We start from the raw sequence: 26,916 nt of genomic DNA on the forward strand, positions 1-26,916 counted from the left end.
CCGGCTAGTCCGAGGCTCACACCGACGTTCATGACGCGCCGGCGGAGAGCGGTCGCTCTCACGCGGTTTCGAAGTCGCCCACCCACCAGTCGGCGATCCCGGCCAGTCGAGCCGCCACGCGCCGGTGCGCCTCTCCCCCGCGCCACGCCTTGAACGCCGCCGCGTCGGCGAAAGTCGCGTCCTCGACGATGACGCGTCCCTTCCGCGTGTCGAGCGAGGGCTCGACGGTCCAGGCCACGACGCCCGGCTCGTCGCCGAGGGTATGGAGCGAGGCGATCGCCGCAGACACGTCCGGGTCCGCGACATCGTCACGGACCCGGAACAGCACGATGTGCCGGAACATCTACTCGCGAATGGTGTCGACGTGATCGCGGTACCAGGCGACCGTGCGCTCCATGCCCTCTTCGAGGGAGATGGATGCCGTCCACCCCGCCTCTGCAAGCGTCGAGACGTCGAGCAGCTTCTGAGGGGTGCCGTCGGGCTTGGAGGTGTCCCACTCGGTTTCGCCGGTGTAGCCCGTGACGCGGGCGATGGTCTCGGCGATCTCGCGGATGGTGACGTCGCTCCCGGTGCCGACGTTGACCTGGTCGGGTCCGTCGTAGTGCTCCAGGAGGTGCAGGCAGGCGTCGGCCATGTCGTCCGCGTGCAGGAACTCCCGCCGCGGCGTGCCCGTGCCCCAGTTCGTGACGCTCCCCGCCCCCGCCTTGGCGGCCTCGTCGTACCGGCGGATGAGCGCAGGCAGAACGTGCGACCCCTTCGGGGAGAAGTTGTCGTTCGGGCCGTAGAGGTTCGTGGGCATGGCGCTGATCCACGGCAGTCCGTACTGACGGCGCACCGCCTGGGTCTGCAGGATTCCGGCAATCTTGGCAATCGCGTACGCGTCGTTCGTGGGCTCCAGATGACCCGTCAGCAACGAGTCCTCGCGGATGGGCTGCTCGGCGAACTTCGGGTAGATGCACGATGAGCCGAGGAACAGCACGCGCTCCACGTCGTTCGCGAGTGCCGCATCGAGCACGTTCACCTGGATGCGCATGTTGTCGCTGAGGAAGTCGACGGGGTAGGTCGAATTCGCCAGGATGCCGCCGACCTTCGCCGCGGCCAGCACGACATACTTCGGCTTCGTGTCGCCCATATAGGCGAAGACCGCGTCGCGGTCCTTCAGGTCGAGCTCCGCCGACGTCTTGCCGACGACGTTGCCGAAGCCCGATGCCTCGAGCTTGCGCACGATCGCCGAGCCAACGAGTCCGCGATGACCCGCGACGTAGAACGTCGCGTCCCTGTCCAGTTCGCTCGGGGTGTACTCGACGCCGTCGGCCGTCCCCGTCACGCGCGAGCACCGAGAAGCTCGGCGTTGCTCCACGTGGGGAGCTTGACCGTGTCGATCCAGTTCGCACCCCGCTCCAGAGCGGTGACGTCGGCGTCGACCATGAGCTTTGCCAGCTCGTTGCCATTGATCGTAGGCACCCAGCCGAGCTTGTCGGCGGCTTTCGAAGGATCACCGATCAGCGCGTCGACCTCGGTGGGGCGCAGGTACCGCTCGTCGAACTTGACGAACTCCCTCCAATCGAGGCCCACGTGCCCGAAGGAGGTCTCGAGGAACTCCTTGATCGTGTAGCCCACGCCGGTGGCGAGGACGAAGTCTTCCGGGGTGTCGGCCTGCAGCATGCGCCACATTCCCTCGACGTATTCGGCGGCATAGCCCCAGTCACGAATGGAATCGAGGTTGCCCAGGTAGAGGTCTTTTTCCACGCCGGCCTTGATGCGCGCGACCGCGCGCGTGATCTTGCGGGTCACGAACGTCTCACCGCGACGCGGCGATTCGTGGTTGAACAGGATGCCGTTCACCGCGAACATGTCGTACGCCTCGCGGTAGTTCTTGGTGATCCAGTAGCTGTAGAGCTTCGCCGCGGCGTATGGAGAACGCGGGTAGAACGGCGTCTCTTCGTTCTGGGGCGGCGGGGTGGCCCCGTACAGCTCCGACGTGGAGGCCTGGTAGTACTTCGTCTGGATGCCGGAAAGGCGCACCGCCTCGAGAAGACGAATCGTGCCGGTGCCCGTGGTGTCGGCGGTGTGCTCGGGCTCGTCGAACGAGACACGAACGTGCGACTGCGCGGCCAGGTTGTAGACCTCGTCGGGATTGATCGCCGCCATCAGGGTCACCAGGCGCGCACCGTCGGACAGGTCGCCGTAGTGGAGGAACAGCTTCGCCTCGGGGTCGTGCGGGTCGACGTAGAGATGGTCGATGCGGTGGGTGTTGAACGTCGAGGCGCGGCGAATCAGACCGTGCACCTCGTAGCCCTTCGCGAGAAGGAGTTCGGCGAGGTAGGAACCATCCTGACCGGTGATACCGGTGATGAGAGCACGCTTCGTCAAAGGGGTGTACCGATCTTTATCGATTTTTTCGGGCGAGTCGGAATCTGTCCGGCGGCGACGGAGGTCAGATCCGCGAGAAGACTATCGAAACGCTCGATCGCAAATGTTTCCTCCAGGACCGTCTCCTTGTAACGCTTTCCGTTCTCGCCGAGACGAGCGGCTTCTTCGCCGTCGGCCGCAAGTCCCTTTGCGCCTTCGAGAAGGGCGGCCGGATCACCGGCGACGACGGTGGTGCCGGCTTTCGCCGTGATCACTTCCTGGGCGGTGATGCCCATTGCGTCGGTGGCCGCGAGCACCGGACGCCCCGACGCGAAATACGACGTCAACTTGCTGGGCACGCACATTTCCGCGACGCCGGGCAGCTCGTTCACCAGAAGGATGTCGGCGGCCTGCAATACCTCGGCGAATGCCTTGTCATCGAGGGGCGGCATGATCTCGGTCGTCGTCGGCTCGGCATTGATACGTTCGGCGAGCTCGTCGCGCTGAGAGCCCCGGCCGACGAGGACGAACCGCACCTTCTCCCCCGCCCGATGCGCGAGTCGCCCCGCATCGACGACGTGGTGCAGGCCCTGCTTGACCCCCATGTTGCCGGTGTGAGCGACGATGATCTCGTCCTCCCCCCAGCCATACGCGTGTCGTACCGCCGCCACGTCCACCTGCGGCATGGGCGGGAGGTGGGTCCAGTTGCGCACCACCGCTATGCGTTCGAGGGGCACACCGAAGTCGTAGTGCACACGATCCGCGAAACGGTCGTGAATGACCACGACCATCGAAGCCGAGCGCAGCAGCCATCTCTCGATCAAACGAACCAAGCGAGCCGCGATTCCGGAACCCTGGCCCGTCTCCGCGAGGCCCAGACCGTAGAGATCCTGCACCCACACGACGAAGGGAACATCGGGGTGCGTCAACCGCGCTCGAACACGCACCAGGGCTGATGAGATCAATGCGGGCGACACCGCCACGACCGCCGCGGGCTGACCCCAGCTCGTGAGAACCTGCCGAATTCCGAAGGTCACCTCGGCCGCGGCCCGCGGCATGGGTGTAGGCCGCGAAGGAATGAAGTGCCGAAGGCGGTGAACGGTCACGCCGTCAATGTTTTCGCGGCGCGACCACTGGCCGTAACCTGGCGCAACTTTCCAGTCCGGATAATGAGGATGCCCCGCGAGGACTCGAACGTCACGGCCACGCCGGACGAGCCCGGCGGCCATGGCACCGGTGTAGGGAGAGATTCCCGTAGTCTCCGGGGGGTAGTTCAGCCCGAAGAAGAGCGTTGGCGAGGGTTGCTGCACGGTGCAGACAATACTCCCGAACGCATTACGCGATAGTTACAAGAAGGGACGCCGTGAGCGACATCCCGGTGATCGATCTCTCCCGGGCTCCGGGCGAGCGCACTGCGTGGAATCAGCCAGCTTGGAAGGTCTATCTATGGGCTGTCTGCGAGTTGCTGTTCGTGACGAATCCCTGGCAGATCAGCTCTGGACTTCGCGTCCGGGTGCTTCGTGCATTCGGCGCTGAGATCGGAAAGAACGTCATCTTCCGACCCCGCACGCGTGTCAAGTTTCCGTGGAGGCTCGCAATCGGCGATCGCTCCTGGATCGGCGAAGGAGTGTGGTTCCACAACCAAGACCGCATCTCCATCGCCCACGATGTTGTGATCTCGCAGGAGACGTTCCTCACGACCGGCAGTCACGCGCACCGTCGCGACATGGCTTTGATCACGAGGCCGATCCGGATCGACGCCGGCGTCTGGGTAACATCGCGTTGCGTCATCCTGGGCGGCAGCATTGTCGAAACCTCCTCCGTCGTCGGCCCGATGTCGGTCGTCGGCGGGATCAGGGTGCCCCCGGGGGAGATTTGGGCAGGCAACCCCATCCGAAAGGTGGGAACGCGTTGAGCAGCAAAATCCCCGTCTCTGTGCTTGTTCAAACGAAGAACGAGGAATTGGGAATCGCTGCCTGCATTCAGGCCCTCCACGACTTTGAAGAGGTGATCGTGGTCGACTCGAACAGCGAGGACGACACGGGAAAGATCGCCACGGCCTGCGGGGCAAAGGTCGTCAATTTCACGTGGGACGGCGGCTATCCCAAAAAGAAACAGTGGCAGCTGGATCATTTACAAACGGCCTGCGAGTGGGTCCTCTTCATCGACGCCGACGAGACGCCAACGGCGCAGCTTGTCGCTGAGTTACGCCAGTTGTTCTCGAGCAACCCAACGGGGCTGGACGATGCCGCGTTCGATATCGACTTGGACTACGTCTTCGCGGGCAGGGTACTTCGACATGGCCATCGAGTCACGAAGCGTTGCCTAGTCCACAAGGTCCGCGTCCATTTTCCCGTTGTCGACGACATCGGGTTGCCGGGTATGGGAGAGCTCGAAGGTCATTATCAGCCGGAAGCGACGGGCGCCGTTCGCCGACTACGGGGGCGGATTCTTCACAACGACTTAGACCCCGTGTCCACATGGTTTGCAAGGCACAACAAATACTCCGACTGGGAGGCGCATCTGCGTTTACGCGTCGAGGCGAAACGTTCGGTTCGGCGCGCTCGGACAGTCAAGGGCCGAGTGTTCGACGCAGTGCCTTTAAAACCTCTCGTCTTCTTCCTTTACGCATTCCTAGCTCGCGCGGGCTTCATGGACGGACGCGCCGGTTTCGACTACGCCGCCGCACTGGCCATGTATTACTGGCAGATCGGCGTAAAGTACCGTGAGCTCCAACGACTACCGGACTCAGCGACGTGAGGCCCAAGACCGCCCTGCAGCTCGTGAACACCCTGGCGAGGTCGGACGGAGGGCCAGCGAGACACGCTCTGGAAGTGAATTTCGCTCTCAACTCGGCTGGCCTCAAAGTGCAGTTGGTGTCGATCACCGCACCGGGGACTGATTCGCTCCTGACCGAAATGTCGACGCGCCCGGACTTCCCTGCGATGCCTCCACGTGCGGGAGCGTTCGGGTCGCTGAGAACGGCGCTCCGCGAGGCGCGCGCGATCGCAAAGTACGACGTTCTCATCCTGCACGGGTACTACCTGTGGTGGATCCCGGTGGCCGTGCTCGTTGCCACTTTCTACCGCACCCCGATATTCGTCATGCCGCACGGGTCTCTCACTACGTTCGACCGTGGGCGGTCTCGCCTGAAGAAGCGACTCTTCTGGCTTATTGGCGGAGGCTGGCTTGTGGACATTCACGCCCGATTTCTTGTCGCCTCCACGCTAGAGAAATTCGAACTGCCCCGATCAATCAAACGCGCTCGTGTCACCGTCGTAGGCGCAGGAGCACAGACCCCGGACATCGAAGTCGGCGGGGCGCCCGAGCCTCACTCCCCTGTTCGATTGTTGACGTTGTCGCGGCTCGCACCGAAAAAGCGCATCGATCTCGTTCTCGCGGCTCTGCACGTACTGCGCGAATCGGGCCGCGCCGCCACCCTTACAATCGCCGGTTCCGGCGACCGCGGGTACGAGATGCATCTCAGGCGAATCACATCCGATCTCGGACTTGATGAGCACGTTGCGTTCGCGGGCTCGGTGGGGACAGCTGAGAAGTCGATTCTTTTGACGGAGGCCGACGTCTTCGTCCTTCCGAGCGACGACGAGAATTTTGGACTGGCGTTCGCCGAAGCCAGCGTCCACGCCTTACCCGCCGTCGTTAGTACTCGCGTCGGAGCCGCGACGGCGCTGCCCCCCGAGGCCGGTGTTCGACTAGAGGCGCCGACCGCGCAGTCGATCGCACTGGCCGTGGAGTCGATACTCGCGAACCACTCGGCCGCTCGCGCCGCAACCCGACGTTTCGCGGTCGAGGAATTCAGCTGGGATTCCGTTGCTTCACGCTGGCTCGACGCGCTCGCAAACAGCAGCCGAGTGAGATCCCGTCGCACAAGCCTCGAAGCGCGCAAGGAGACATGATGGTCACTTCCGGTTCGAGCGACACTCCTCGTGTCATTCTCTTCGGCGATTCGATCGCTATGGGACTCGGTGTGCGCCGATGCAAGTACGGCGCACTCATCGCGGATGGGCTGAGCGGGGAGCTCATTGACTACAGTCAAACCGGCTGGACGATAACCCAATCGTTGGCGGCCTACCTGGAGGCGCCGCAGGCCGGCGACGTAGCAGTCATCGCGCACGGCATCACAGAGCCCATCCTTCGTCCTGTATTACCGTCTTGGGTGCCGCTGCCGCGCCGCTGGCGACGGCTGGGTTGGATGGATCCTCGACCGTACTTCTCCACACGTACCCGTCGCCGCGTTCTGGAAACGATCGAGTCAGCGCTGAGATGGCGTGTGAAGAACGTCCTCATGCGCGCGTTCGGCAGCCATCAGCTCGCGTCGCTTGAAACCTTTGCGCGAGATCTGGAGCGGTTGAAGAGCGAGTGCGAAGCGCGCGGAGCGCGGGTCGTTATCCTTGGTCCGCCCGATATAGATGAGCGGTTCTTCCCTGGCAGCGTCTACGAGCAGCTGCGCTACTCGCGGGTGTCGGAACGCATCGGCGGCGTCGAGTACCTGCCCATCGCCGGTGCCATAAACAGATGGGGCGATTATCTCCTCGACCATTTCCACCCCAACGACGACGGCCATGAGGCGATCGCCCGTGTGGTGTTACTCCATCTCATGAGCGACAACGGATCGCACGCTGACGTACACGACGCGGTGTCCGTCGCCCCGCACGAGCGGGGGATGCCATCGTGAGCATGAGGCGTCGTTCCGCCCGAGTCATGCTCGAGCACGGCGCTGCACAGTCGGTGAGTCAAATCCTGGGTTTCGTCAACGGGATCCTCGTGGTACGTGCCCTTGATAAGGCCGACTATGCCCAGTACTCGGTGGTGATCGCCGTCATAGCGGCCGCGGCTGTAATCGCGGACTCCGGAATCAGTTCTACCGTCATGGCAATCGGTGGAAGGATTCACGGCGACCGAGCGGCGATGTCCGCATTGTTCTCCCGCGCCTTCCGAGTCCGGTATCTCTTTGGGTTTCCCGTCATCATCATCGCCTGTGGATGGGCCGCCGTCCTGCTCCTGCAGAACGGCCTCGCGTGGGACGGGACGGCCCTGCTGTTGTCTGTCACCGCCTTCACCCTCTTCCCGACGTTCGCGGCGGGCCTGCTCCGCGCCTACTTCCGCCTTCGGCTTCGCGCGCGGTTCATGCAGTCCGTCGACATCGGTGCAGCGCTCCTACGCTTGGCCGTGATCGGCCTGGGTATGTGGTGGGGAGCAATCTCCGCCGCTTACCTATTAGTGGGCGGCCTCGTCGTCGCGGCAGCAATCCTCATTGCGTTCTGGATCGGCGCCGGCGCCTCAGAAATGGTGAGGAGCGAGCCCACTTCGAACGGCCGCGAATTCTGGGCGGGCATCCGCCGCGTCCTTCCAATGACGATCTTTCTCGTCGCCTCCGAGCAGGCCCTGCTTGCAATTGCGAGCTTTCGCGGAAATCCCGAGATCGTAGCGGAGATGGCCGCGCTCTCACGTTTTGCCGTTGCCTTCGTAGTTTTGAACGCGGTGGTCTCGGATATTGTCGCACCTCGCTTCTCGCGAGCCGCCAACCATTTCCTCCACCTGCGACGGCTCATGATCCAGGTGTTCTGCGGCTACCTGGCTATAGTCGTCGTGTTCGTCGCCTTGGTTTGGGTCGCAGCCCCTCTACTGCTGGCCTTGCTCGGCCCCGGCTACGCCGGGCTCACTGGTCCCCTCGTCCTCTTCGCCGCGGGGTATGGCTTGGCAAATCTCGCCCAGGCGATGAATGTAATTGGTCAGGCGCGGGGGTGGGTGCAGTGGTCGTGGCTCTACGTGCCTCTTTCGATCATTGCGATCTCGGTGTGCATCTTCGTCCTGCCCCTGCAGTCGGTCTCGGACGTGGCCGTGATGTTCGTCCTTCAGTGCACGCCCGCGGTTCTCACGCAAATCGTCCGCATCGTGACCGGGTTGTCTCGCGCGAAGAATGAGCCGCACGAGGTTGTGTCGACGTGAATGTGCCTGGCGATCTCACCCCGTCGAAAGAGTGCGAGAAGTGATCAAGAAGAGCGCAGTCGTGTCCGGATTCCCGGCGTTGAACTCCAATGTCCGACGCGCAATGGAAGCCCTCGCGGAGAACGGCCTCTTGGACGAGTTCCACACGACGATCGACACCACCCGCGCTTCGGCGCTGCTTAAAGGAACGCCCTGGTACGACGTGATGGCTCGCCGTGCCCTGCCAGCGGAGGTCCACCGCCTGACCCGCTCGCATCCTCTCCGAGAGTTCTCACGTCTTCTGTCCCAGCGAACGCCCCTCCGCCGGATTGCTCGTGGTTCGAACATCCACGACTCCCTGCACGCGATCGACCGGGCCGTCGCCGCTCGCGTTCGGACGGGAGTCGCCGGCGTGTACGGGTACGAGGACGCGGCGGCGCAGTCGTTCTCGGAGGCCGCCCGAGCCGGAATCCCCCGGATATACGACCTCCCGATTGCATATTGGCGAGAGGGAACCGCCCTGCTCGACGAGGAAGCCTCAAGGCAGCCGGAATGGGCCGACACGTTGACCCATCGGCGAAATGCCGACCGCGCCGCCTGGGAAGAGCGGAAAGAGCGAGAACTAGGTCTCGCTACGCGCATCATCACCGCGAGCTCCTTCACCCGCGCCTCGCTCCGGTCTTACCCCGGTGAGCTCGCTCCGACAGCCGTTATCCCTTACGGAGCCCCCGCTCCCTCCGCCCCCAGGCCGCACCGACGGGACGGACGGCTGCGTGTTCTCTTCGTGGGGGGTCTGAGCCAGCGGAAAGGTATCTCCTACTTCTTCGATGCGCTCACCCCGTTGTCGGGCGCTGTGGATGTAACGGTGGTCGGGCTAAAAGTCGGCGAGTCCCGAGCTCTCGACCGCGCACTGCGGGGCGGCGTCTCGTGGATCCCGACGGCTCCCCACGCGCGGATTCTCGAACTCATGCGAGATTCGGACGTCTTGGTCTTCCCCTCGCTCTTCGAGGGCTTCGGCCTCGTCCTCACGGAAGCCCTTTCTCAAGGACTCCCCGTCATCGCTACGCCCCATACCGCTGCGCCGGACCTCATCACAGACGGCGAAGAGGGATGGATCGTGCCGATCCGTTCCGCCTCGGCGATCACAGAACGTCTGGAGCTCCTGCTGGACGACGAACCCCTGGGCCGCAAGATGAGCGAGGCCGCACGGGAGAGAGCAATGACCCTACGCTGGTCGTCGTATGCCGAGGCCATCACTCAGGTCGTCCGGGACGCTCTGCAGATCGAGGTTTCGGACACCGCGACCGTCCACGTCACCGAGGGAACTGAATGATGCTAAAGATGATGATGATTGCTCTGGTCGGCTTGGCTCCGTCAAGCGGAATGAAGCTTGCCATTTTGAGATCCTTGGGCTGGCGCATCGGGCAGGGAACATCGGTCGGACCGGGCCTTTATTTCCGATTGATGTCTGTGACACTGGCAAGCGACGTGAGGATTGGACCGTTCAATGTCATCAGAGACATGGCCGAGCTCACGGTGGAGTCGCGAGGGCGCATCGGTCAGTGGAACTGGATATCCTCTGCGGCGCCTCTCGTCGAAGCTCGGGGTGGTGGGTTCTTGCGTATCGGCGCGGATTCGGCCGTTACGAGCCGCCACTACATGGATTGCAGCGGGGGTGTGACAATCGGGCATCACACGACCGTGGCGGGAGTCCGTTCCACATTCATCACCCACGGGATCGTCTGGAAATCGGCGCAACAGACGAGCGGGGGCATTTCCATCGGCGACTACTGCATCGTGTCATCTAATGTCGCGATCGCCCCGGGCACGTCGATCGACCACCGCGTCGTGATCGGGATGGGAAGTGTGGTGTCGCACGTCGTCGCTCCGCAGGGAAGTCTGTACGTTGGCGGGCGCGCGACCGCTGTCAAACGAGACCTTGAGGGCGCCTATTTCCGCCGCGAACGGGGATACATTCGCGACATCGAGGCACGTGATTGACGTGACCACACTGAGGCAGTATTCCCAGAACCCGCTCAATCGAGTTCGGGGAGCCATAGCCAGCCGAATGGCGGCGAGAGTCCAGGCTCGCAGATTCGACTCGGAGGCGCGCAGCTCGCAATCATCAGTACTCGGTGATGCGGACGTAGACGTGTCGCTCACCACGCACGGAGCCCGAACCGCGAGCGTGCACATCGCCATTCAGTCCATCGCGTCTGGTGACCGTCGACCCCGAAGCCTGACGCTCTGGCTAGATGCCGACCCGCAGACGTGGAAACCCTCGCCGGGTCTCACCGCCCTCATGAAACGGGGACTTACAGTTCGCTTCACCCGGAACTACGGACCCCACACCAAATACTTCCCACACTGCATAGACCCGAACCGTCCCGAGCGGCCACTCGTAACCGCGGACGACGACATCATGTATCCACGCAACTGGCTGCGATCTTTGCTTCAGTCTGCGGCGGCCTGCGATCTCCCATCGGTCGTGGCGCACCGGGCGCATCATATCGAGTTCACTGAGAACAATCAGATCGCCGATTACATGTCATGGACTCGCCGTTCGAGCGCGAGTCCATCCCCGCGAGTGTTCGCCACTGGTGTGTCGGGGGTGTTTTACCCTCAAGAAATGCTGAACCGTCTCCGAGACGCCGGAGATGAATTCCGCGCCGTCACTCCGCGTGCAGATGACATCTGGCTCCACGCAGTCGCTTTGCGAGCTGCAGTCCCAGTGCGACAGGCGTCCTCACGACCACGGGATTTTCTGACGGTGCCCACAACCCAGCGGGCTGGGCTGGGCGTTACGAACGCCCTGAGCAGCGGCAATGACGAACAGATTCGACGAACTTACGGGCCCGGCGACGTAGAGCAAATGAGGGGGAACGTGTGACGTCGATCTCCAACATGCGCGCGCTCGACCTCTCCTCTCATGCGCGACCGCGGTACCCGTCTTTCGTTGTCGTCGCATACGTCCTTCTGTGGGGATTGGAGGGTGCCGCCAGAAAATGGATCCCGGGCATGGATTCGATCTTCTACGTCGCCCGCGACGCGCTGATCGTCGTCGCGATCCTAGCGACACTCGCACTTTCCCACCGCGTCCGTCGCCAACCTACCGTGGTGTGGATTTTCGCGGTTTCGATCTTCGTCATCGCGTCTTGTGCGGTAATTGCAGGTATCCCAGCTGCCGTTGGCTTCATCGGTCTGCGCTCCTACCTTTCACCCCTCCTGCTCGTCGCTTTCCTTACCCTCGTTGACACCTCGAGGGTCAAAGACGCCATGGTCAGATCCATCGCTTGCGTCGCAATCGTCAACATTCCGATTACTGTCATCCAGGTACACAGTTCTCCGTCCAACCTCATCAACAAGCAGGTTGGTGATGGCACCGCTTACTTCGTGAATCCTGGCGACATCGTCCGCGCGAGTGGCACTTTCTCCTCCCCGCTTGGCCATACGCAGATGCTGCCGCTTGCGCTCGCGGCAATGTTGGTGGGGCTCCATTCTCGAGCCCTTCCGCCATGGGTCTCCGTACCAACGCTTTTCGGCGTCGCCCTTATGACGATGTTGAGTGGATCTCGCGGAGCCGTAGTCTCCTGCCTCATAGTCATCGCGGCATACCTTCTCGCGATGATTCTGCGTGGGAGCTTTCGCTCATTTACAGCAGTGCTAACCATGGTGACCCTGTTTGGAGGAATCGTATTTCTTGCGACGATGCTTTTCCCCGCCGTCATCAGTTCGTTCCTCCTGCGGGTGGACCAGGCCTCACGTGCCGAGGATGTCAGCGGTCGAGTTCTGGGTAGCACCTTCAATTTTCTCACGATGTCCTTCCCAATCCTCGGACAGGGTCCAGGATCCGCCAGCACCGCGGCACAGAATCTCGGTGCGGGAGTAGCGGTCGAGAACGACTTGCCTCGATGGGTTGTAGAGCTTGGACTCCTGGGCTATCTGCTCGCGTGCGCAAGGCTTATCTTCGGAACCTGCCTAATACTCCTCATTTTGCGCGGCCCACGCCGATCCTCTCTTTCAAAAATTCTGTACGCGTCGGTGCTCGCACCGGTTCTCCTCACCGGCGTCGTGACATTGACACCCTCCAGTCAAGGGATGTTCGCCGTAACATTAGCGGCGTTCGCCCTAAGCGCTCGTAGCGGAGCTAGCGACCAATCACCGTCTTTATCGGCGCAGTCGACGGCACACGAGGACGATTTCTCAGCCCACGGGAAGCGGTTGTAAAGATGCACCCTTCAGCTTTCAGACTTGGCGAAACAGCTCTTCGCGTCCCCCGCCGAATTCGCGGAGCAATCTGGACCCTTTGGATCCGCGGCTGGGGCGGTGAGGTCGGTCGACGTCTGGAGGTCGACGCCCGCGCTGTGCTGCGTCATCCACCTGGTCCAGGGATCTCGATCGGCGATGACGTGTATCTGGGTGTCGGCGCTGTCGTCGACGTACACCCCGGGGCGCGCCTGTTCGTCGGCAGCGGGACGAAGATCATGCATTACGTCGTAATCGCAGCTTCGATCGACGTAAGCGTAGGAGAGCTGACGCAGATCGCTGAATTCTCGTCCGTCAGAGATTCCGATCATGGACTCGCAGTCGGGTCCCCGATGCGGGACCAACTTGTTTCTGAGCCTGTCTTGATCGGTTCGGATGTTTGGATTGCCCGGTCGGTCGCTGTCCTCCGAGGAGTTTCGATCGGTGATGGCGCAGTCGTCGGGGCGAATGCCGTCGTTCGGAGCGACGTCCCCTCACGGGGCGTTGCCGTCGGTGTCCCCGCGCGCGTCGTCAGGGAGCGCAGCTAGACAAGCCATGAGCTCGGAGGAACCCAAGAACACCAACTAGCGGCCAATCCTCATTCTGCGTGCGGGCGCCGAGACTCATCACCGACGCCGTCTTCACGCAAGGACACTCCCTGCGAGGACCAGTACGAGATACGAGCCGTTGTAGACCACGTGCGCGAGGACGGCGGGCCACAGACGGCCCGTGAGCAGAACAAGTAAGCCACAAGTGAAGGCGACAAGTAGAAGCTGAAGGCCGTCCACGACGGCAAGAGGACTGAAGAACGCGTGCAGCATAAGGAACGCAGCACTTGTAAAGAGGAGCGAGCTAACCCCCGCTGCCAACGCTCCGACAGACCGGCGGAGGAGCTGATAGATAACAACCAACAGGACCCCGCGGAAGAAAATCTCCTCTACTAACGGCCCGACAAGTCCCGCGGGCAGCGCGTAAGTCAACCACCAGTCCGACCGGGACACAGCCCCCTCACCGCCAGCGGTAGGAAAGGCTGCTGAATTTGCACCGGCTAGCCCCCCGACTGTCAGCCGAAGAAACAAACCAACGCCGATGCTCCAGAGGACGTCTATCGGTTTGAGGCGGAGCAGGCCGGCCGGGCGGGCTCGCACGAACGCGAACAGAACCGCGGCCCCCAGTCCAACCAAGAGCGCCGACGTCGAAAAAATCGAGTTGGGAGATCCGCTTAACCACTCCACCACACCAGCCCCCGACACCCCTAGACCGGCGCAGAGAACGGCGACCATCAGGACACGGAAGTCCCATCGATGAACCTGCCGCCCGCCAACACGCCAGTCGAGACGGCGTCGACGATGACCCGATCCTCGGTCGGGATCTTCGCGAGACTCAGGAGAGCCCACGACGGGGCTCGATTGGTCCTGGAGAGTAATCGCGTCACCGGGCTGATCTGGCACGGATCACAATCTAGCTTCTCAACGGACAGGCAAGCCTGCTGGACTGCGTTTTGAGCGGCCGGGCAATCAACCGGCGTCTGCTTCTCAGAGATCTAGCGACCGTTCTGAGAACGGTTGCCGCACTGCGGCAGCAGCGAGAGCGCCCAAACATAGGAGAGCGGCGCAAGGATTTGCGAACTCGACGACGCGACTGAGCAAACGCGATTCGATCGATGTGTCAGACTGAACGCCTCAGTCCGACCTTCCGCCCCACAGGTCGTTAATGCGTCTTCGAAAGGCACCATGGAGCTCAGCGACTACATCCGCATCGTGCGAAAAAATTGGCTGTTGATCGTCGCCTTCACCGCCCTGGGCCTCGTCGCAGTTGCGGGCTACACATTCACTCGAACTCCCGTTTACGAATCATCCAGCACGGTCTTCGTATCCACGCAGACCGGCAGCACCGTTGCGGAGATTCAGCAAGGATCTAGCTTCGCGCAGGCCCGCATGAATACCTACGTGGGACTGGTGAGCACGCCCGCCATCCTTGACCCCGTGATCGCCGAACTCGGTCTCGCCTCGTCCGCCGATGCCCTCGCTGGCGACCTGACTGCATCTGCCGGCCAAAACTCCACTTTGATCACGATCACCGTCTCGAACCCGAGCGCCTCGCAGGCCGCCGCCGTTGCGAACGCCGTGGCTGCAAGCCTGGCGGAGAGGGTGCCACAACTTGAGCCGGAAGCTGGAGACGGAGCGAGCCCGATCCGCCTGACTCAGGTGAGACAGGCGCAGCCGGCGATGCGCCCCTCCAGCCCGAACGTTCCCTTGAATCTTTCGCTCGGAACCGCGGTCGGCCTGGTGCTCGGCCTTGCGGCAGCTGCACTGCGCAATCGGCTGGACACGCGGATCCGGACGACCCGCGATGCCGAACAGGTCACGAAAGCCCCCGGAATTGGCGCCATCGCTTTCGACGCGAAAGCCAAAGACCGCCCCTTGATCGTCCACGCCGACCCGCTCAGCCCGCGGGCCGAGTCCTTCCGTGCTCTGCGCACAAATCTCCAGTTCCTCGACATGGGTGGGCGCTCCAGCTTCGTCATCACCAGCTCCATCCCGAGCGAGGGCAAGTCGACCACCACGATCAACCTCGCCATCGCTCTCGCGGACGCCGGCAAGCGCGTAGCGCTTCTCGACACCGACCTCCGCAAGCCGAAGGTTGCCGAGTACCTCGGTATCGAGGGTGGGGTCGGTTTGACCGACGTGCTCATCGGCCGCGCCGAGGTCAACGACGTCATGCTCCCCTGGGGTGGGCGGAGTCTCTACGTCCTGCCCGCCGGCAAGATTCCGCCGAACCCGAGCGAACTTTTGGGATCGGCCCGTATGGGAGCGCTCCTCACGATGTTCGAAAAAGACTTCGATGTCGTGCTCTGCGACGCTCCGCCACTTCTGCCGGTGACAGACGCAGCAATCCTCGCCCGCGTCACAAGCGGCGCACTCATGGTCGTTGCAGCGGGTCGAACCACTCGTCACCAGCTGACGCTGTCGACGGAGGCGCTCGGCACGGTCGGGGCGAAGCTCGCGGGCTTCGTGATGTCGATGGTGCCCACACGCGGCCCTGACTCGTACTACTCGGCCTACGGCTACGGCTATGAGTACGGCTACCGGGACACCGCAGTGACCGAGACCAAGAGCTCGAGAAGAGCCGAAAAGCGGCGCGGCGGCGACAAGAAGTGGTCGGCCGAGGGCGCGCCTCCCTCCATTGAGCAGTTCGGCATCTCGCCACGACGCACCACGCGCGAGGCGACCCGAGGAGACTGACGCGTGCCTGGCTCACAGATCCTGCCGCCGCAGATGCGCACCGCCGGACACGTCCTCGCGTGGGTGCTGGCGGGAGCGCTCCTAGTTGGCTTCGTCTTGACCGTCTGGGTCGGTGTGACCGGCGCACTCGCCTACCAGCACCTCTCGCGGATTCAGTCCGGCGCGGCGAAGACGGTGACGGCTCTCACCACGGACCCCGTATCGGCGGCCGCCGAGCTGACTTCGCTCGCCGACGAAGCGTCTGCTGCGAAGGAACTCACCTCTGGACCCGTCTGGGACCTCGCCTGTCTGACGCCGTGGATTGGGCCGCAGTTGGCCGCGTTCCACACCGTCACGTCATCCACCGACGAGTTGATGAACGACAGCGTCCTCCCCCTAGCCAAGGCCGCTGGGGGTGTGTCGATGGACGGGCTCCGCCCGGTAGGTGGACGCCTCGAGCCCGGGGTTCTGAGTGCGCTGGTCGAACCCGCACAAACCGCTGCCGAGTCGGCGAAGGCTGCCGCCAAAGCCGTACACGACATCGACCGCACACCGCTCGTCGGGGTCCTAGTGAAAGCCGTCGATCAGGCGGGCGACGTCTTCACGCAATCGGCGACCTTCATTGACGCGCTGTCCCGCACGTCGCAGCTCCTCCCCGACATGCTCGGGCAGAACGGCGAACGCAACTACCTGATCCTTGTACAGAACAATGCGGAATGGCGCTCGTTGGGCGGAATCTCCGGCAGCGCGATACTCCTCCGGACAAACAACGGAGCCGTCTCCCTCGGTGCCACGCAATCCGCGACAGAACTATCGCGGGATACGACGCAGCCGGTCGTCGACCTTCCGGCGGGAATCACCGAGATCTACGGCACCAAACCCGCGCGTTATTTCCACAATCTGACGCAGATCCCCGACTTCTCCATCGATGGGGCACTGGCTCACGATTTCTTCCAGGCGAAGACGGGAGTCGCCGTGGACGGCGTCCTGGCCATCGACCCCGTCGTTCTGTCGTACATGCTTTCCGCGACCGGACCCGTCACGCTTCCCGACGGTGAGCAACTGGCCGCGAACGACGCGGTGTCGCTTCTCATGAACGGGGTCTACGAGCGTTACCCCGATCCCGCCCAACAGGACGCGTTCTTCGCGGCCGCTACGGGAGCAGTTTTCCAGGCCTTCCTCGAGGGACGAGGGTCGGCATCCGGGTTCATCTCCGCGCTCAGCCGCGCCGGCGACGAGCACCGTCTGCTGATGTGGAGCGCCGACCCCGGAGAGCAGTCGATCCTCGCGGACACGACGATTGCGGGCCCGCTCCCCCAGACCGACGAGCACACAGCCCGCCTCGGGGTCTATCTCAACGACGGCACGGGCTCGAAAATGAGCTACTACCTTCACCCGAAGGTCTCGCTCGGGTGGGATGCGTGCCAGGCCGCCGGTCAAAACGCGATGCGGCAACTGGCCTTGAACCTCGACCTCACCAATTCGGCGCCCGCAGACGCGGCATCGACATTGCCCACCTACATCACCGGAAACGGCGCCTACGGTACAGCTCCCGGTACCGCGATGGTGGTCGGCAATATCTATCTGCCCGATGGTTTTTCCGTGGTCTCCGCCGAGACGACAAACGGAGCCAGCTTCGCCGAGGCGCAGTACGGCTCCCATACCGTCCTCACCTTCGGTGTCGATGTCGCACCCCAGCAGTCCGTGGGCGTCTCCGTAGTAGCGCGTGCCGTGACGACTGCTTCCGAAGCGGAAGCCTTCGTCACACCGACGGCCGACGCGTCCCTCTTCCCCGTCGTTCACGCGGCGTGCGCGCGAACGAGCACCGCCACCTTGCAGTAACGCACCGTCCGTCGTGTGGCAGATGCGCGGAGCGCACGCTCATTCAATCGAATGATCCGGTCGACGCGTACGTCTTCTTCGATGCGGGACGCCGGAGCGGACGAAACCATTCATCGCGGATTATTAACCTCGAAGAAACCGTCATAATTTGCTATCCGGCTGATCCCTAGGCAATACTCAGGAAGGCTCTCAACACACGCAACCGCTTCATTCTCAGCCCCACCTGCGCACCACGGAACGGGAAACGAGCGGACCATCCTCTCCCGGGCGACCGGATTTGAAAGCAGGAATTCATGAAGCACCTCACCAAGGCCGCGGCCTCAGCCGCGATTGCGGGCGCGCTGCTCCTCGCTGCTCCCGCCGTGGCCCAGGCCTACGTACCCGCGGGTCCCGACACGCAGACGTTCACCATCACCTCCAACGGGCCCGTCCCCGTCTCGGGCTTCACGCCCGGTGCGGAGACCACCTTCACCCTCGTGGGTGTCGGCGTCACCGGCGCCAACATCGCAACGGCTAACCTGCCCGTCAGCTCGGCCTCGGTCACCAAGACCGCCGACGCAAGCGGCGTCGCCACGGCCACGGTCACCCTCCCCGCCAACCCGGTCGGCACCTACACCCTCGCGGTGACCGGCGCCCGCGCCGCGAACAACGGCGGCGGAAGCGGCTCGGGCACCGGTGGCGGCTCCTTTAACAACGGCAGCAACGCCCTTCCCGCCACGGGTATGGACGCGGACTCGCTCCTGGGCATCTGGGTCGGCGGTGGAGCCCTCGTGCTCGCCGGTGCCGCGGTCGCCGTGGGCGCCAAGGTGCGTCGCACCCGCCAGGAGAATCACTCCTAAGGCACACGCTCTTCACGAAGGGGCCGTTCCGACTCACGTCGGGGCGGCCCCTTCGGCATCCCCGCGAAGACCGTCACACCACGGGCAGTCAACCCACCGCACCGATTCGCACCCGCCCGGTTGACTCGCTCTCATGCACACCACGACGACCGCCCCGCTCGACAACAACGGCCCCGATGATTCCGCTCCTCCGGCGCTGCACTTCGTGCACATGTGGACCGGGCTCGACGGCAAGAGCCGCCTCGACGAGTCGATGCTCCGCGGGTTCGGCCTGCAGAGCGTCGGTGGCGGCGCCGATCCGCAGTGGATGCGGCCGTTCCCGGGCGAGGTCTCGGCCGTGCTGTTCACGGCGTTGCCGGTCGGGTGGGTGGGGCAGTGGCATCCCTCCCCTCATCCGCAGTGGGTCATCCCGCTGCGGGGGCGATGGTTCCTCGAGACGCAAGACGGCTCGCGCGTCGAGATGGGCCCCGGCGACCTCCACTTCGGGCACGACATCGACACCACCGAGATCGACGGCAAAACCGGCCACCTCTCGGGGACGGTCGGCGACGAACCGTGCCTGCAGGTGCTCATCCAGTTCGCCGTCTCACCGGCCGCGCCCACGCCCCACCCCTTCGGCTGAGCCCAGGAATTCGCGCAGCCTCGTCAGCCGGCCTCGGATTCGCCGCTGGGCGTGCCGACCTGCCCGCGAAAGTACACGGGCACCGAACCGGCGACATGGGCGCGACCCCCGTCGAGAAGTGACCGAGAAAGCGCTCGCACGTACCCCGGCAGGGTTTTCAAGAGAGAGGCAGGACAGTCGACGTCCCCCGTCGCATCGACGAGCGTCTCGAGCACGTCGGTCACGACGTAACGCGACTCATCGGCATCCATCCCCCAGGACGCGGCTTCGTCGACGAGATCGTCGATCTGCACGTCGTGACTCATACGCTTGCCGTTGATCCACAGCGACAGCCCTTGACGGGATTCTGAGAACAACGCCAACGGTACGAGGTCGTACAAGGGCGCAAGCCGCGCCGACTCGCCCTGCGGCCGAAGAATGGAGTAGTTCTTGGCGTGCGCGTCTGTGTTTCCCGTGGCGAGATTGAAGGTCACGTAGCGCAGCAGCACCGACTTTTCAGAGGGCGAGCGGTCGAAGACGCGGCGATCGGTGTCGAGCAGCCCCGCGATCGACCGCAGCGACGCACCCGAAGGCTCCCGCTGAAACTTCGCGTCACTCAGCCAGGCCAGGTTGAGCGCCTGGGCGGCGTCCTCCTGGTGAATGCGCTCGATGACACCGTCGTTTCGCACACGCCGGTCATACCGTTCGACGACGACGACATGCAGGTCGCCCAGCCGCTCCGTCCACGAGTCGAACGTCGTGAGTCCGAGACGGCGGCTGAGCGAGAGGAGATACGCCTCGGCGTCGGCGATGCGGGAGTTCAGCTCGGTCGACGGCTTCAGAATGTGCGTAGACGGCAGCGCCCCGCGGCCGAGAAGCCACCCCTCGCCTCTTCTCGTGAGGGCGATCTTGCGTTGAAAACCGGGAAGCGATGACCCCCCGCCCCCCACGGCATAGCCACTGGCCTTTTCCAGCAGCTCGGGAAGCAGAGATGCATCGAGCAACTCCGGTCGCGCCTCTCGGTGGAGGGCACCCACCCTCAGCGCTCCTGCGACGTCTGAGCCCACCGCCTCGAGCAGGCCGAACACGTCATGACCGCTGACACCGACCTCGTTCGCGAGCTTGGCGAGGAACGGACCTTCGGGAAGAAGACCGCCGAAGAAGTTGTCAGCCGCACCCTTGACCGGTGGCTCGCCCGTACGCAGACAAGCCGACAGTTCCACGCGCCCGCGCACCCGGTCGGGTGACATCGCCCAGGCGAGCTCGATGCCCGTGGCTCCGCGACGCAGGTCGGCGAGGTGCTCGCCGTAGAGCGTGACCGGCAGCGCCTCAGTCACGGGTCTCATAGGCGAGGGTGACGCCGACCGCGTTCAGAAGAGAGATGTAGCGATCGTCGAGGATCTTCGGAAGGCCGCGTTCTACCTCCGAGAGGTAACGTTGAGACACTCCGAGCTGTGCAGCCAGGGCGACTTGCGAGATGCCGTGAGCGAGCCGGATCTCACGCACGACACGACCGATGTCTTGGGCGGACGTTGCGATACCGCGCATGAGACCTCCATACCTTCCGCGTAATACGAGGGTACGTCATTACTTCTAGGTAATCGAGCCAATGTTCACTACTTTCACGTAATGAAACCGAACGTGACGACGATCAGGTCCCGATCGCGTCGTCGTAGTCCATCGTCAACCCGCGCCAACCAGCCTGCCCGACCCGGTTGACTGGACGTATGCCTCAGATCCCCCTCGACGGTCGCATCCTCCAGTCCGCTCGCGAGCCGCACGCGGTCGATGTCGCTCCCCCGCGCGTGTGGGACGACCGCCTCGCGTCGGTGTTGCCCGCGTCGTCGCGCCTGCTCTCGCTCTACGCCGACGCGACGTGGGCCGAGGGCCCGGTGTGGTGGCCCGCCGAGCAGTCGCTCGTCTTCAGCGACGTGATCGGTCGCCGCACGCTCGCGTGGCGCGAAGACGGGGCCATCGTGACCGTGCGTGATCGCTCGGAATTCGCCAACGGCAATGCCCTCGACGCCCAGGGGCGCCTCGTACAGGCCGAGCAGGGCCGTCGCGCGATCAGCCGCACCGACGCCGAGGGCACGACGGTTCTGGCCGACGCGTTCGAGGGCCGGCCGTTGAACAGCCCGAACGATCTCGTCGTGGCCTCCGACGGGGCGATCTGGTTCACCGATCCCACCTACGGCATCTCCGACCCCCGCGAGGGGTACCCCGCGGATCCGGCGATCGACCACCAGAGCGTGTACCGCTGGCGAGAGGGCGAGGCCCTGCAGCGCATGATCGACCTCGACCAGCCCAACGGCCTCGCCTTCAGCCGAGACGAGCGCACCCTCTACGTCGCCGAGTCACGCGCCGACGGTCTCCCCCGCGTGGTCGCGTGCAGCTGGGACGGCGAGACGCTCGGCGCCCCGCGCACCTTCGCGACGGTGGATGCCGGCATCCCCGACGGTTTCGTCGTCGACAGCCGAGATTGGCTCTGGATCTCGAGCGAGGCGGGCGTCGTGATCGTCGACGACACCGGTCGGCGCCTCGGCGTCATCCCCACTCCTCACGTGGTGAGCAACTGCACCTTCGACGCCGACGAGAAGCGCCTGTTCATCACGGGCGACAGCGACCTGTGGATGGTGGAGCTCGCGTGAGCGACGTCGAGATGACCCGCATCCCCGCGGGCACCGTTCTGCGGGGCGACCAGCGGGGAGCCGAGCGGCGTGAGATCACCGTCGCCGACTTCGAGATCGGCGTGTACCCGATCACCGAGGAGCAGCTCGCCGAGCATCTCGGGGTGCCCGCGCGGCATCCCCGGCGCCCTGCCGTCGAGGTGAGCTGGTTCCGCGCGATCCGCCTGTGCAACGCACTGAGCGAGTGGGAGGGACTCGACCCGGTGTACTCGTTCGATGGAGAGGTCGTCGACTGGGATGCCGAGGGCGACGGGTTCCGCCTGCCCACCGAAGACGAGTGGGAGTACGCGTGCCGCGCCGGGGCGACCGGATCGACGTACGGCCATATTCGCGAGATCGGATGGACGGCCGCCGATCGCCTGGGCTCCCCCGTCGACGTGGGTCTGCGCCTGCCCAACCTGCACGGCCTGTTCGACACGCTGGGCAACGTGTCGGAGTGGTGTTGGGACCGCTTCGACCCCGAGGGCGCGAGCGAGACCCGCACGTTCCGCGGCGGCGGCTGGGCCGACAGTGCCGCACAGGTGCGCGCGGCCACCCGGCGCGCCGGTCGTCCCCGCGACGCCTACGACGACGTCGGCGTGCGCGTGGCACGCGGAGCCCTCAGTCGTCGGTCGTGATGGCCTCGGTGAGTGAACCCAGGAAGTCGTTGATCGTGGAGAGCTGGGCGTCGTCGTACCGCGCGGCGACCGCACCCATGGCACCCAGGTGAGCACCGAAGTGCTGGAAGAACTCCCGGCGCGACTTCTCGGTCAGCACGACCACACGCGCGCGACCGTCGGACGGGTGCGGCCGGCGCTCCAGGTGGCCGGACGCGACGAGGCGGTCGATGAGCTTCGTGGTCGACGCGGTCGAGATGCGCAGGTGCGTCGCGACGTCGTGCGGACTCACGCTCTGCCCCCGGTATTCGCGGATGGTCAGCATGCGCAGCGTCGCGAGATCGCTCGCGTTCATGTCCATGTCGCCCTTCATGCCGCTGTGCATGCGGTCAAGGGCGTCACTGAGGGTCTGAACCGCACGTAATGTGTCGGTCACAGCGGGTCGCGTACCAGACGCCCAGGCGGGTTTCCTCACGGTGGACACCCCCTTTCCGGCTGGGTATAGTCGCTGACATCGCTAGCTAAACTAGCAAACAGGAGGCACGATGAGCGAGACCGAATATGTCGTCCTTCTCGATGACTTCGGCAACGAGATCGGCACCGCGCCCAAGGCGAGCGTGCACGACACCGACACCGCATTGCACCTGGCTTTCTCGTGCCACGTCGTCAACGCCGCCGGTGAGGTGCTCGTCACCCGCCGGGCGCTGCACAAGAAGACGTGGCCGGGCGTGTGGACGAACTCCTTCTGCGGGCACCCGGGACCGGCCGAGCCGGTGGTGTCGGCGGTGCACCGTCGCGCCGAGTTCGAGGTCGGACTTCCGCTGCGCGAGCTCGAGCTGGCGCTGCCGCTCTTCCGCTATCGCGCCGTCGACGCCAGCGGCATCGTCGAGCACGAGATCTGCCCCGTCTACATCGCGCGCACCGACGCCGAGCCCCAGCCGAACCCCGACGAGGTCGCCGAGTACCGCTGGGTCGACCCCCTCGAGCTCGCCGCGTCGCTCGAGGCGACTCCCTGGGCATTCAGCCCCTGGCTCGTCCTCCAGGCCCAGCAGCTTCACCTCTTCGACTCCTCTCCTGCCGTGCGGCGCGCCTCATGATCGCGCTGTCGACGACTCCCGTCGCCCGTGAGGGCATCGACGCCGCGATCGAAGCGGCACTGGCCCGCCTCGACAGCCGCGTGGCCGATCTCGGAGACGGAGCCCGGGCGCTGGCATCCGCGATCCGTCGCGCCGCCGAGGGCGGAAAACGCTTCCGCCCCCTGCTCGTCGTCGCCGCCTTCGACACGCTCGACGGCCCCGATATCGCGCGCCCCGCCCTGTTCGAGGTCGCCGCGGCCTTCGAGCTGCTGCACACGGCGTTCGTCGTGCACGACGACGTCATCGACCACGACACCGAGCGCCGCGGCGTCCCCAACGTCGGCGGCGAATTCCGCCAGCGCGGACTGCGGCGAGGCGCGAATGCCGTGGGCGCGGCCCTGCTCGGAGACGCCGCCGCGATCCTCGCCGGCGACCTGCTGCTGCACGAAGCCGGACGCCTGGTCGCCCTCGCCGAGATCCCCGCGCCGATCCGCGCCGAACTGTTGCGCCTGATTGACGACGCCGTGCTCATCTCGGCGGCCGGCGAACTGTCCGACGTCGAGAACGCCGTGTCGGGCGGTGAGGTCGACGCCGAGTCCATCCTGCGCACCACCCACGACAAGACCGCCGTGTACTCCTTCTCGGCCCCCCTCGAGGCGGGCGCCGTCATGGCGGGCGCCGACGCGCCGCTCCGACACGCGCTGTCGCGCTTCGGCCAGCGTCTGGGCTTGGGCTACCAGCTCGTCGACGACCTCATCGGTGCGTTCGGCACCTCCGCCGACGCGGGCAAGGACGAGGGCGGCGACCTCCGCGAGGCGAAGAAGACCCACCTCATCTCCCTGGCCCGCGAGAGCGAGAACTGGCCCGTCGTCAGCGAGGCCCTGGCGCACGCCCACACCGGCCCGGTGGCCGTGCGCGCCGCGCAGGTGGCGCTCTCGGCATCCGGTGCCCGCGCGCGACTCGAGGATCTCGTGCGCGAGACGCTCGACGAGGCCCGAGGCATCGCCGCCGCCTCCACGCTGCCGCCCGCGTGCCAGTCCATGCTGCTGAACCTCGTCGACGCCGTGCAGGGACGCATGCCGTGAGCTCCGTCCCCACGGGTCTGGCGCTGTACTCCCAGACCGCCGACGACGCGGCCGCCGCCGTGATCAACCGGTACTCGACGTCGTTCGGCATCGCCGCCCGGCTGCTGGGCGCCCGACCCCGCCCGCACGTGCGCAACATCTACGCCCTCGTGCGCGTCGCCGACGAGATCGTCGACGGTCCCGCCCACGACGCCGGCCTCACGCCCGAGCGGGAGCGCGCCGTGCTCGATGGTCTCGAGAGCGAGGTGATGGATGCCATCGCCACCGGCTTCAGCGCCAACCTCGTCGTGCACGCGTTCGCCCGGACCGCGCGGGAATGCGGCATCGGAGCCGATCTCATCGCCCCGTTCTTCGCATCCATGCGCACCGACCTCGACACCGCCGCCCACGACGACCTCTCGCACGACGCGTACGTCTACGGCTCCGCCGAGGTCGTCGGACTGATGTGCCTGCAGGTGTTCCTCAACGCCGGCATGTCGGCGCCCGCCCGGCCCGCGGCCGACCTCGTCGACGGCGCGCGACGCCTCGGCGCCGCCTTCCAAGACGTCAACTTCCTGCGCGACCTCGCCGACGACGCCGACCGACTCGGGCGCGACTACCTCGACGGCGCGGCCGACGACGAGCGCCGCATCGCCGTGCTCGATCGCATCGACGCCGACCTGGCGGCGGCCGCCGCCGTCATCCCCACCCTCCCGCCCGACTGCCGCGCGGCGGTGACCACGGCGCACGATCTGTTCGCCGAGCTGTCGCGTCGACTGCGCGCGTCTCCCGCCGGCGCCCCCCGCGTCCGCGTCCCCGACGGTGTCAAAGCCACCCTCGCCGCCCGCGCCCTCCTCGGGCGTCCCCCGAAAGGTTCACGCTCATGAGCGCCCAGCGCATCGTCGTCGTCGGAGGCGGGATCGCCGGACTCGGCACCGCCGCCCTGTTGGCCGACCGGGGTCACCACGTCCAGCTCTTCGAAGCCCGAGACGCCCTCGGCGGCCGAGCGGGGTCGTGGGAGAGCGACGGCTTCCGCTTCGACACGGGCCCCAGCTGGTACCTCATGCCCGAGGTGTTCGACCACTTCTTCCGCCTGCTCGGCACGAGCGCGGCGGAGCAGCTCGATCTCGTGCGCCTCGACCCGGCGTACCGCGTCTACGGCCCTCCCGGAAAGGGCGAGCCCATCGACATCGTCTCGGGACGCGAAGCGGTGCGCGCCCTGTTCGAAGAGCACGAGCCGGGCTCCGGCGACAACATCGACGCCTACCTGGACTCCGCCAAGGACGCCTACGAGCTGTCGACCTCGAAGTTCCTGTACGACCCGTATTCGTCGACGAAGGGCCTGCGCGACCCCGCGCTGGTCAAGCGTCTGCCCACACTCATCCCGCTGCTCACCCGCACGCTGTGGAAGCGCGTGACGACGGACTTCAAGAACACGCGACTGCAGCAGATCCTCGCCTACCCGGCGGTGTTCCTCGGCGGTTCCCCGTTCGAGGTGCCGAGCCTGTACCACCTCATGAGCCACCTCGACCTCGGCGACGGCGTGCTCTACCCCCGGGGCGGCATGACCGAGATCATCAAGGCCATCGAGCGGCTCGCGCGCGAGCGCGGCGTGCAGATCGAGACCTCGTCGCCGGTGGATGCCATCATCACCGAGTCGGGTGTCGCGCGCGGCGTGCGTCTGGCCGACGGACGCGTCATCTCGGCGGATGCCGTGGTGTCGGGCGCCGACCTCCACCACACCGAGAACGACCTGCTCGAAGAGAAGGACCGTCAGTACCCCGAGAAGTGGTGGAAGGACAAGGTGCCCAGCCCCGGCGCCCTGCTGCTGCTGCTCGGGGTGAAGGGCGAGCTTCCGCAGCTCACCCACCACACCCTGCTGTTCACCGACGACTGGCACACCAACTTCGACGCGATCTTCGGCGAGAACAAGAAGATCCCCGATCCCGCCTCGATCTACATCTGCCGCCCCAGCGCCTCTGACGACTCCGTGGCACCCGAGGGACACGAGAACCTCTTCGTGCTCGTCCCCGTGCCCGCCGACCCCGTGAGCGGACGCGGAGGCGTCTCGGGAGCCGGCGACGAGCGGATCGAGAAGGCCGCGGACCGTGTCATCGCGCAGATCGCCGAGTGGACCGGCATCCCGGATCTCGCCGAGCGCGTGGTCGTCCGCCGCACGATCGCCCCCGAGGACTTCGTGAACGACCTGCACGCGTGGCACGGCAACTCGCTCGGACTCGCGCACACGCTGAACCAGAGCGCGATCTTCCGACCGAAGAACCGTTCCCGCAAGGTGCGCAACCTGTACTACGCGGGCACCTCGGTGCTTCCGGGGATCGGCCTGCCGATGTGCCTGATCTCGGCGGAGCTCGTGGTCAAACGCCTGACGGGCGACACCTCCGCCGGTCCCCTCGCAGAGCCCGTGCACGCGGCGGTCTGAG

General features: G+C 65.2%; 28 protein-coding genes. 19 read left to right on the plus strand and 9 right to left on the minus strand.

Annotation, left to right across the window (positions count from 1 at the left end):
* Positions 1 to 58: 58 nt before the first annotated feature.
* Genes IFU40_RS07750 through IFU40_RS07765 form a run of 4 tightly spaced genes read right to left on the minus strand, consistent with a single transcriptional unit; the run spans position 59 to position 3,662 of the window.
* The gene (locus IFU40_RS07750; protein ID WP_191925935.1) at positions 59 to 343 is read right to left on the minus strand and encodes a Dabb family protein; all 285 of its coding nucleotides are present in this window, start codon (positions 341 to 343) and stop codon (positions 59 to 61) included.
* The gene (locus tag IFU40_RS07755; RefSeq protein ID WP_191925936.1) at positions 344 to 1,327 is read right to left on the minus strand and encodes an NAD-dependent epimerase/dehydratase family protein; all 984 of its coding nucleotides are present in this window, start codon (positions 1,325 to 1,327) and stop codon (positions 344 to 346) included.
* Entirely contained in the window at positions 1,324 to 2,373 is a 1,050-nt protein-coding gene (gmd, locus tag IFU40_RS07760; protein WP_191925937.1) for a GDP-mannose 4,6-dehydratase, read from the minus strand. The genes IFU40_RS07755 and gmd overlap by 4 nt, the downstream gene beginning before the upstream one ends.
* Positions 2,370 to 3,662: a glycosyltransferase gene (locus tag IFU40_RS07765; protein ID WP_191925938.1), complete on the minus strand. Its 1,293-nt coding sequence runs from the start codon at positions 3,660 to 3,662 to the stop codon at positions 2,370 to 2,372. The genes gmd and IFU40_RS07765 overlap by 4 nt, the downstream gene beginning before the upstream one ends.
* A gap of 53 nt (positions 3,663 to 3,715) precedes the next feature.
* Between IFU40_RS07765 and IFU40_RS07770 the strand changes: the two genes are divergently transcribed.
* From IFU40_RS07770 to IFU40_RS07805, 8 genes are all read left to right on the plus strand, one after another.
* Positions 3,716 to 4,267 (plus strand): acetyltransferase, encoded by a 552-nt coding sequence (locus IFU40_RS07770; RefSeq protein WP_191925939.1) that lies wholly within the window; start codon positions 3,716 to 3,718, stop codon positions 4,265 to 4,267.
* Positions 4,264 to 5,112 carry a glycosyltransferase family 2 protein gene (locus IFU40_RS07775; protein WP_191925940.1) on the plus strand — a complete coding sequence of 283 codons (849 nt, stop codon included), beginning with the start codon at positions 4,264 to 4,266 and terminating at the stop codon, positions 5,110 to 5,112. Before IFU40_RS07770 ends, IFU40_RS07775 begins: the two co-directional genes overlap by 4 nt.
* Before the next feature lie 23 nt (positions 5,113 to 5,135).
* Entirely contained in the window at positions 5,136 to 6,269 is a 1,134-nt protein-coding gene (locus tag IFU40_RS07780) for a glycosyltransferase (RefSeq protein ID WP_342343504.1), read from the plus strand.
* Positions 6,266 to 7,048, plus strand: coding sequence for an SGNH/GDSL hydrolase family protein (locus IFU40_RS07785; protein WP_191925942.1), 783 nt, complete (start codon positions 6,266 to 6,268; stop codon positions 7,046 to 7,048). The genes IFU40_RS07780 and IFU40_RS07785 overlap by 4 nt, the downstream gene beginning before the upstream one ends.
* A gap of 2 nt (positions 7,049 to 7,050) precedes the next feature.
* Entirely contained in the window at positions 7,051 to 8,322 is a 1,272-nt protein-coding gene (locus tag IFU40_RS07790; RefSeq protein ID WP_249404142.1) for an oligosaccharide flippase family protein, read from the plus strand.
* A gap of 40 nt (positions 8,323 to 8,362) precedes the next feature.
* Positions 8,363 to 9,634 carry a glycosyltransferase gene (locus tag IFU40_RS07795; protein ID WP_191925944.1) on the plus strand — a complete coding sequence of 424 codons (1,272 nt, stop codon included), beginning with the start codon at positions 8,363 to 8,365 and terminating at the stop codon, positions 9,632 to 9,634.
* A gap of 8 nt (positions 9,635 to 9,642) precedes the next feature.
* A complete protein-coding gene (locus tag IFU40_RS07800; protein ID WP_191925945.1) occupies positions 9,643 to 10,302 on the plus strand; it encodes an acyltransferase in 660 nt (219 codons plus the stop codon).
* A gap of 1,017 nt (positions 10,303 to 11,319) precedes the next feature.
* Positions 11,320 to 12,528, plus strand: coding sequence for an O-antigen ligase family protein (locus IFU40_RS07805; RefSeq protein ID WP_191925946.1), 1,209 nt, complete (start codon positions 11,320 to 11,322; stop codon positions 12,526 to 12,528).
* An 11-nt stretch (positions 12,529 to 12,539) separates the two neighbouring features.
* Here IFU40_RS07805 and IFU40_RS16790 read toward each other — a convergent pair whose 3' ends face one another.
* A complete protein-coding gene (locus IFU40_RS16790) occupies positions 12,540 to 12,878 on the minus strand; it encodes a hypothetical protein (protein WP_249404155.1) in 339 nt (112 codons plus the stop codon).
* Positions 12,879 to 12,899: 21 nt separating this feature from the next.
* On the opposite strand from IFU40_RS16790, the gene IFU40_RS16795 reads away from it, so the two are divergent.
* Complete coding sequence (locus IFU40_RS16795) at positions 12,900 to 13,094, plus strand: hypothetical protein (RefSeq protein WP_249404144.1); 195 nt, start codon at positions 12,900 to 12,902, stop codon at positions 13,092 to 13,094.
* 93 nt (positions 13,095 to 13,187) lie between these two features.
* Here IFU40_RS16795 and IFU40_RS07815 read toward each other — a convergent pair whose 3' ends face one another.
* Complete coding sequence (locus tag IFU40_RS07815; protein WP_191925948.1) at positions 13,188 to 13,829, minus strand: CPBP family intramembrane glutamic endopeptidase; 642 nt, start codon at positions 13,827 to 13,829, stop codon at positions 13,188 to 13,190.
* Between the two features lie 450 nt (positions 13,830 to 14,279).
* On the opposite strand from IFU40_RS07815, the gene IFU40_RS07820 reads away from it, so the two are divergent.
* The 4 genes from IFU40_RS07820 (at position 14,280) to IFU40_RS07835 (ending at position 19,073) form a co-directional block, all read left to right on the plus strand.
* Positions 14,280 to 15,791, plus strand: coding sequence for a polysaccharide biosynthesis tyrosine autokinase (locus IFU40_RS07820; RefSeq protein WP_191925949.1), 1,512 nt, complete (start codon positions 14,280 to 14,282; stop codon positions 15,789 to 15,791).
* Between the two features lie 3 nt (positions 15,792 to 15,794).
* On the plus strand, positions 15,795 to 17,612 hold the full coding sequence (locus IFU40_RS07825) for a DUF4012 domain-containing protein (protein WP_342343497.1): 1,818 nt from the start codon (positions 15,795 to 15,797) through the stop codon (positions 17,610 to 17,612).
* A gap of 293 nt (positions 17,613 to 17,905) precedes the next feature.
* Positions 17,906 to 18,451, plus strand: a complete 546-nt coding sequence (locus IFU40_RS07830) for an LPXTG cell wall anchor domain-containing protein (protein ID WP_191925950.1) — start codon at positions 17,906 to 17,908, stop codon at positions 18,449 to 18,451.
* Between the two features lie 133 nt (positions 18,452 to 18,584).
* Positions 18,585 to 19,073 (plus strand): hypothetical protein, encoded by a 489-nt coding sequence (locus IFU40_RS07835; protein WP_191925951.1) that lies wholly within the window; start codon positions 18,585 to 18,587, stop codon positions 19,071 to 19,073.
* 23 nt (positions 19,074 to 19,096) lie between these two features.
* Here the strand turns inward: IFU40_RS07835 and IFU40_RS07840 are convergent, their stop codons facing one another.
* Positions 19,097 to 20,398: a HipA domain-containing protein gene (locus IFU40_RS07840; RefSeq protein ID WP_249404107.1), complete on the minus strand. Its 1,302-nt coding sequence runs from the start codon at positions 20,396 to 20,398 to the stop codon at positions 19,097 to 19,099.
* Positions 20,382 to 20,600, minus strand: coding sequence for a helix-turn-helix domain-containing protein (locus IFU40_RS07845; protein WP_191925953.1), 219 nt, complete (start codon positions 20,598 to 20,600; stop codon positions 20,382 to 20,384). The genes IFU40_RS07840 and IFU40_RS07845 overlap by 17 nt, the downstream gene beginning before the upstream one ends.
* 179 nt (positions 20,601 to 20,779) lie before the next feature.
* Here IFU40_RS07845 and IFU40_RS07850 point away from each other — a divergent pair, with 179 nt between their 5' ends.
* The gene (locus IFU40_RS07850; protein WP_191925954.1) at positions 20,780 to 21,700 is read left to right on the plus strand and encodes an SMP-30/gluconolactonase/LRE family protein; all 921 of its coding nucleotides are present in this window, start codon (positions 20,780 to 20,782) and stop codon (positions 21,698 to 21,700) included.
* On the plus strand, positions 21,697 to 22,356 hold the full coding sequence (locus tag IFU40_RS07855) for an SUMF1/EgtB/PvdO family nonheme iron enzyme (protein ID WP_191925955.1): 660 nt from the start codon (positions 21,697 to 21,699) through the stop codon (positions 22,354 to 22,356). Before IFU40_RS07850 ends, IFU40_RS07855 begins: the two co-directional genes overlap by 4 nt.
* On the opposite strand, the gene IFU40_RS07860 is transcribed toward IFU40_RS07855, so the two are convergent.
* On the minus strand, positions 22,340 to 22,771 hold the full coding sequence (locus IFU40_RS07860) for a MarR family winged helix-turn-helix transcriptional regulator (protein ID WP_342343498.1): 432 nt from the start codon (positions 22,769 to 22,771) through the stop codon (positions 22,340 to 22,342). The two genes, IFU40_RS07855 and IFU40_RS07860, sit on opposite strands and share 17 nt — an antisense overlap.
* A gap of 109 nt (positions 22,772 to 22,880) precedes the next feature.
* On the opposite strand from IFU40_RS07860, the gene idi reads away from it, so the two are divergent.
* From idi to crtI, 4 genes are read left to right on the plus strand one after another with little or no spacing between them, the layout of a single operon-like run.
* The gene (gene idi / locus IFU40_RS07865; protein WP_191925956.1) at positions 22,881 to 23,432 is read left to right on the plus strand and encodes an isopentenyl-diphosphate Delta-isomerase; all 552 of its coding nucleotides are present in this window, start codon (positions 22,881 to 22,883) and stop codon (positions 23,430 to 23,432) included.
* Positions 23,429 to 24,496: a polyprenyl synthetase family protein gene (locus IFU40_RS07870; protein ID WP_055836298.1), complete on the plus strand. Its 1,068-nt coding sequence runs from the start codon at positions 23,429 to 23,431 to the stop codon at positions 24,494 to 24,496. Before idi ends, IFU40_RS07870 begins: the two co-directional genes overlap by 4 nt.
* Positions 24,493 to 25,362, plus strand: coding sequence for a squalene/phytoene synthase family protein (locus IFU40_RS07875; protein ID WP_191925957.1), 870 nt, complete (start codon positions 24,493 to 24,495; stop codon positions 25,360 to 25,362). The genes IFU40_RS07870 and IFU40_RS07875 overlap by 4 nt, the downstream gene beginning before the upstream one ends.
* Complete coding sequence (crtI, locus tag IFU40_RS07880) at positions 25,359 to 26,915, plus strand: phytoene desaturase family protein (RefSeq protein ID WP_191925958.1); 1,557 nt, start codon at positions 25,359 to 25,361, stop codon at positions 26,913 to 26,915. Before IFU40_RS07875 ends, crtI begins: the two co-directional genes overlap by 4 nt.
* Position 26,916 lies beyond the last annotated feature (1 nt).

The organism is Microbacterium sp. CFBP 13617, from assembly GCF_014839445.1.
Classification (GTDB): Bacteria; Actinomycetota; Actinomycetes; order Actinomycetales; family Microbacteriaceae; genus Microbacterium.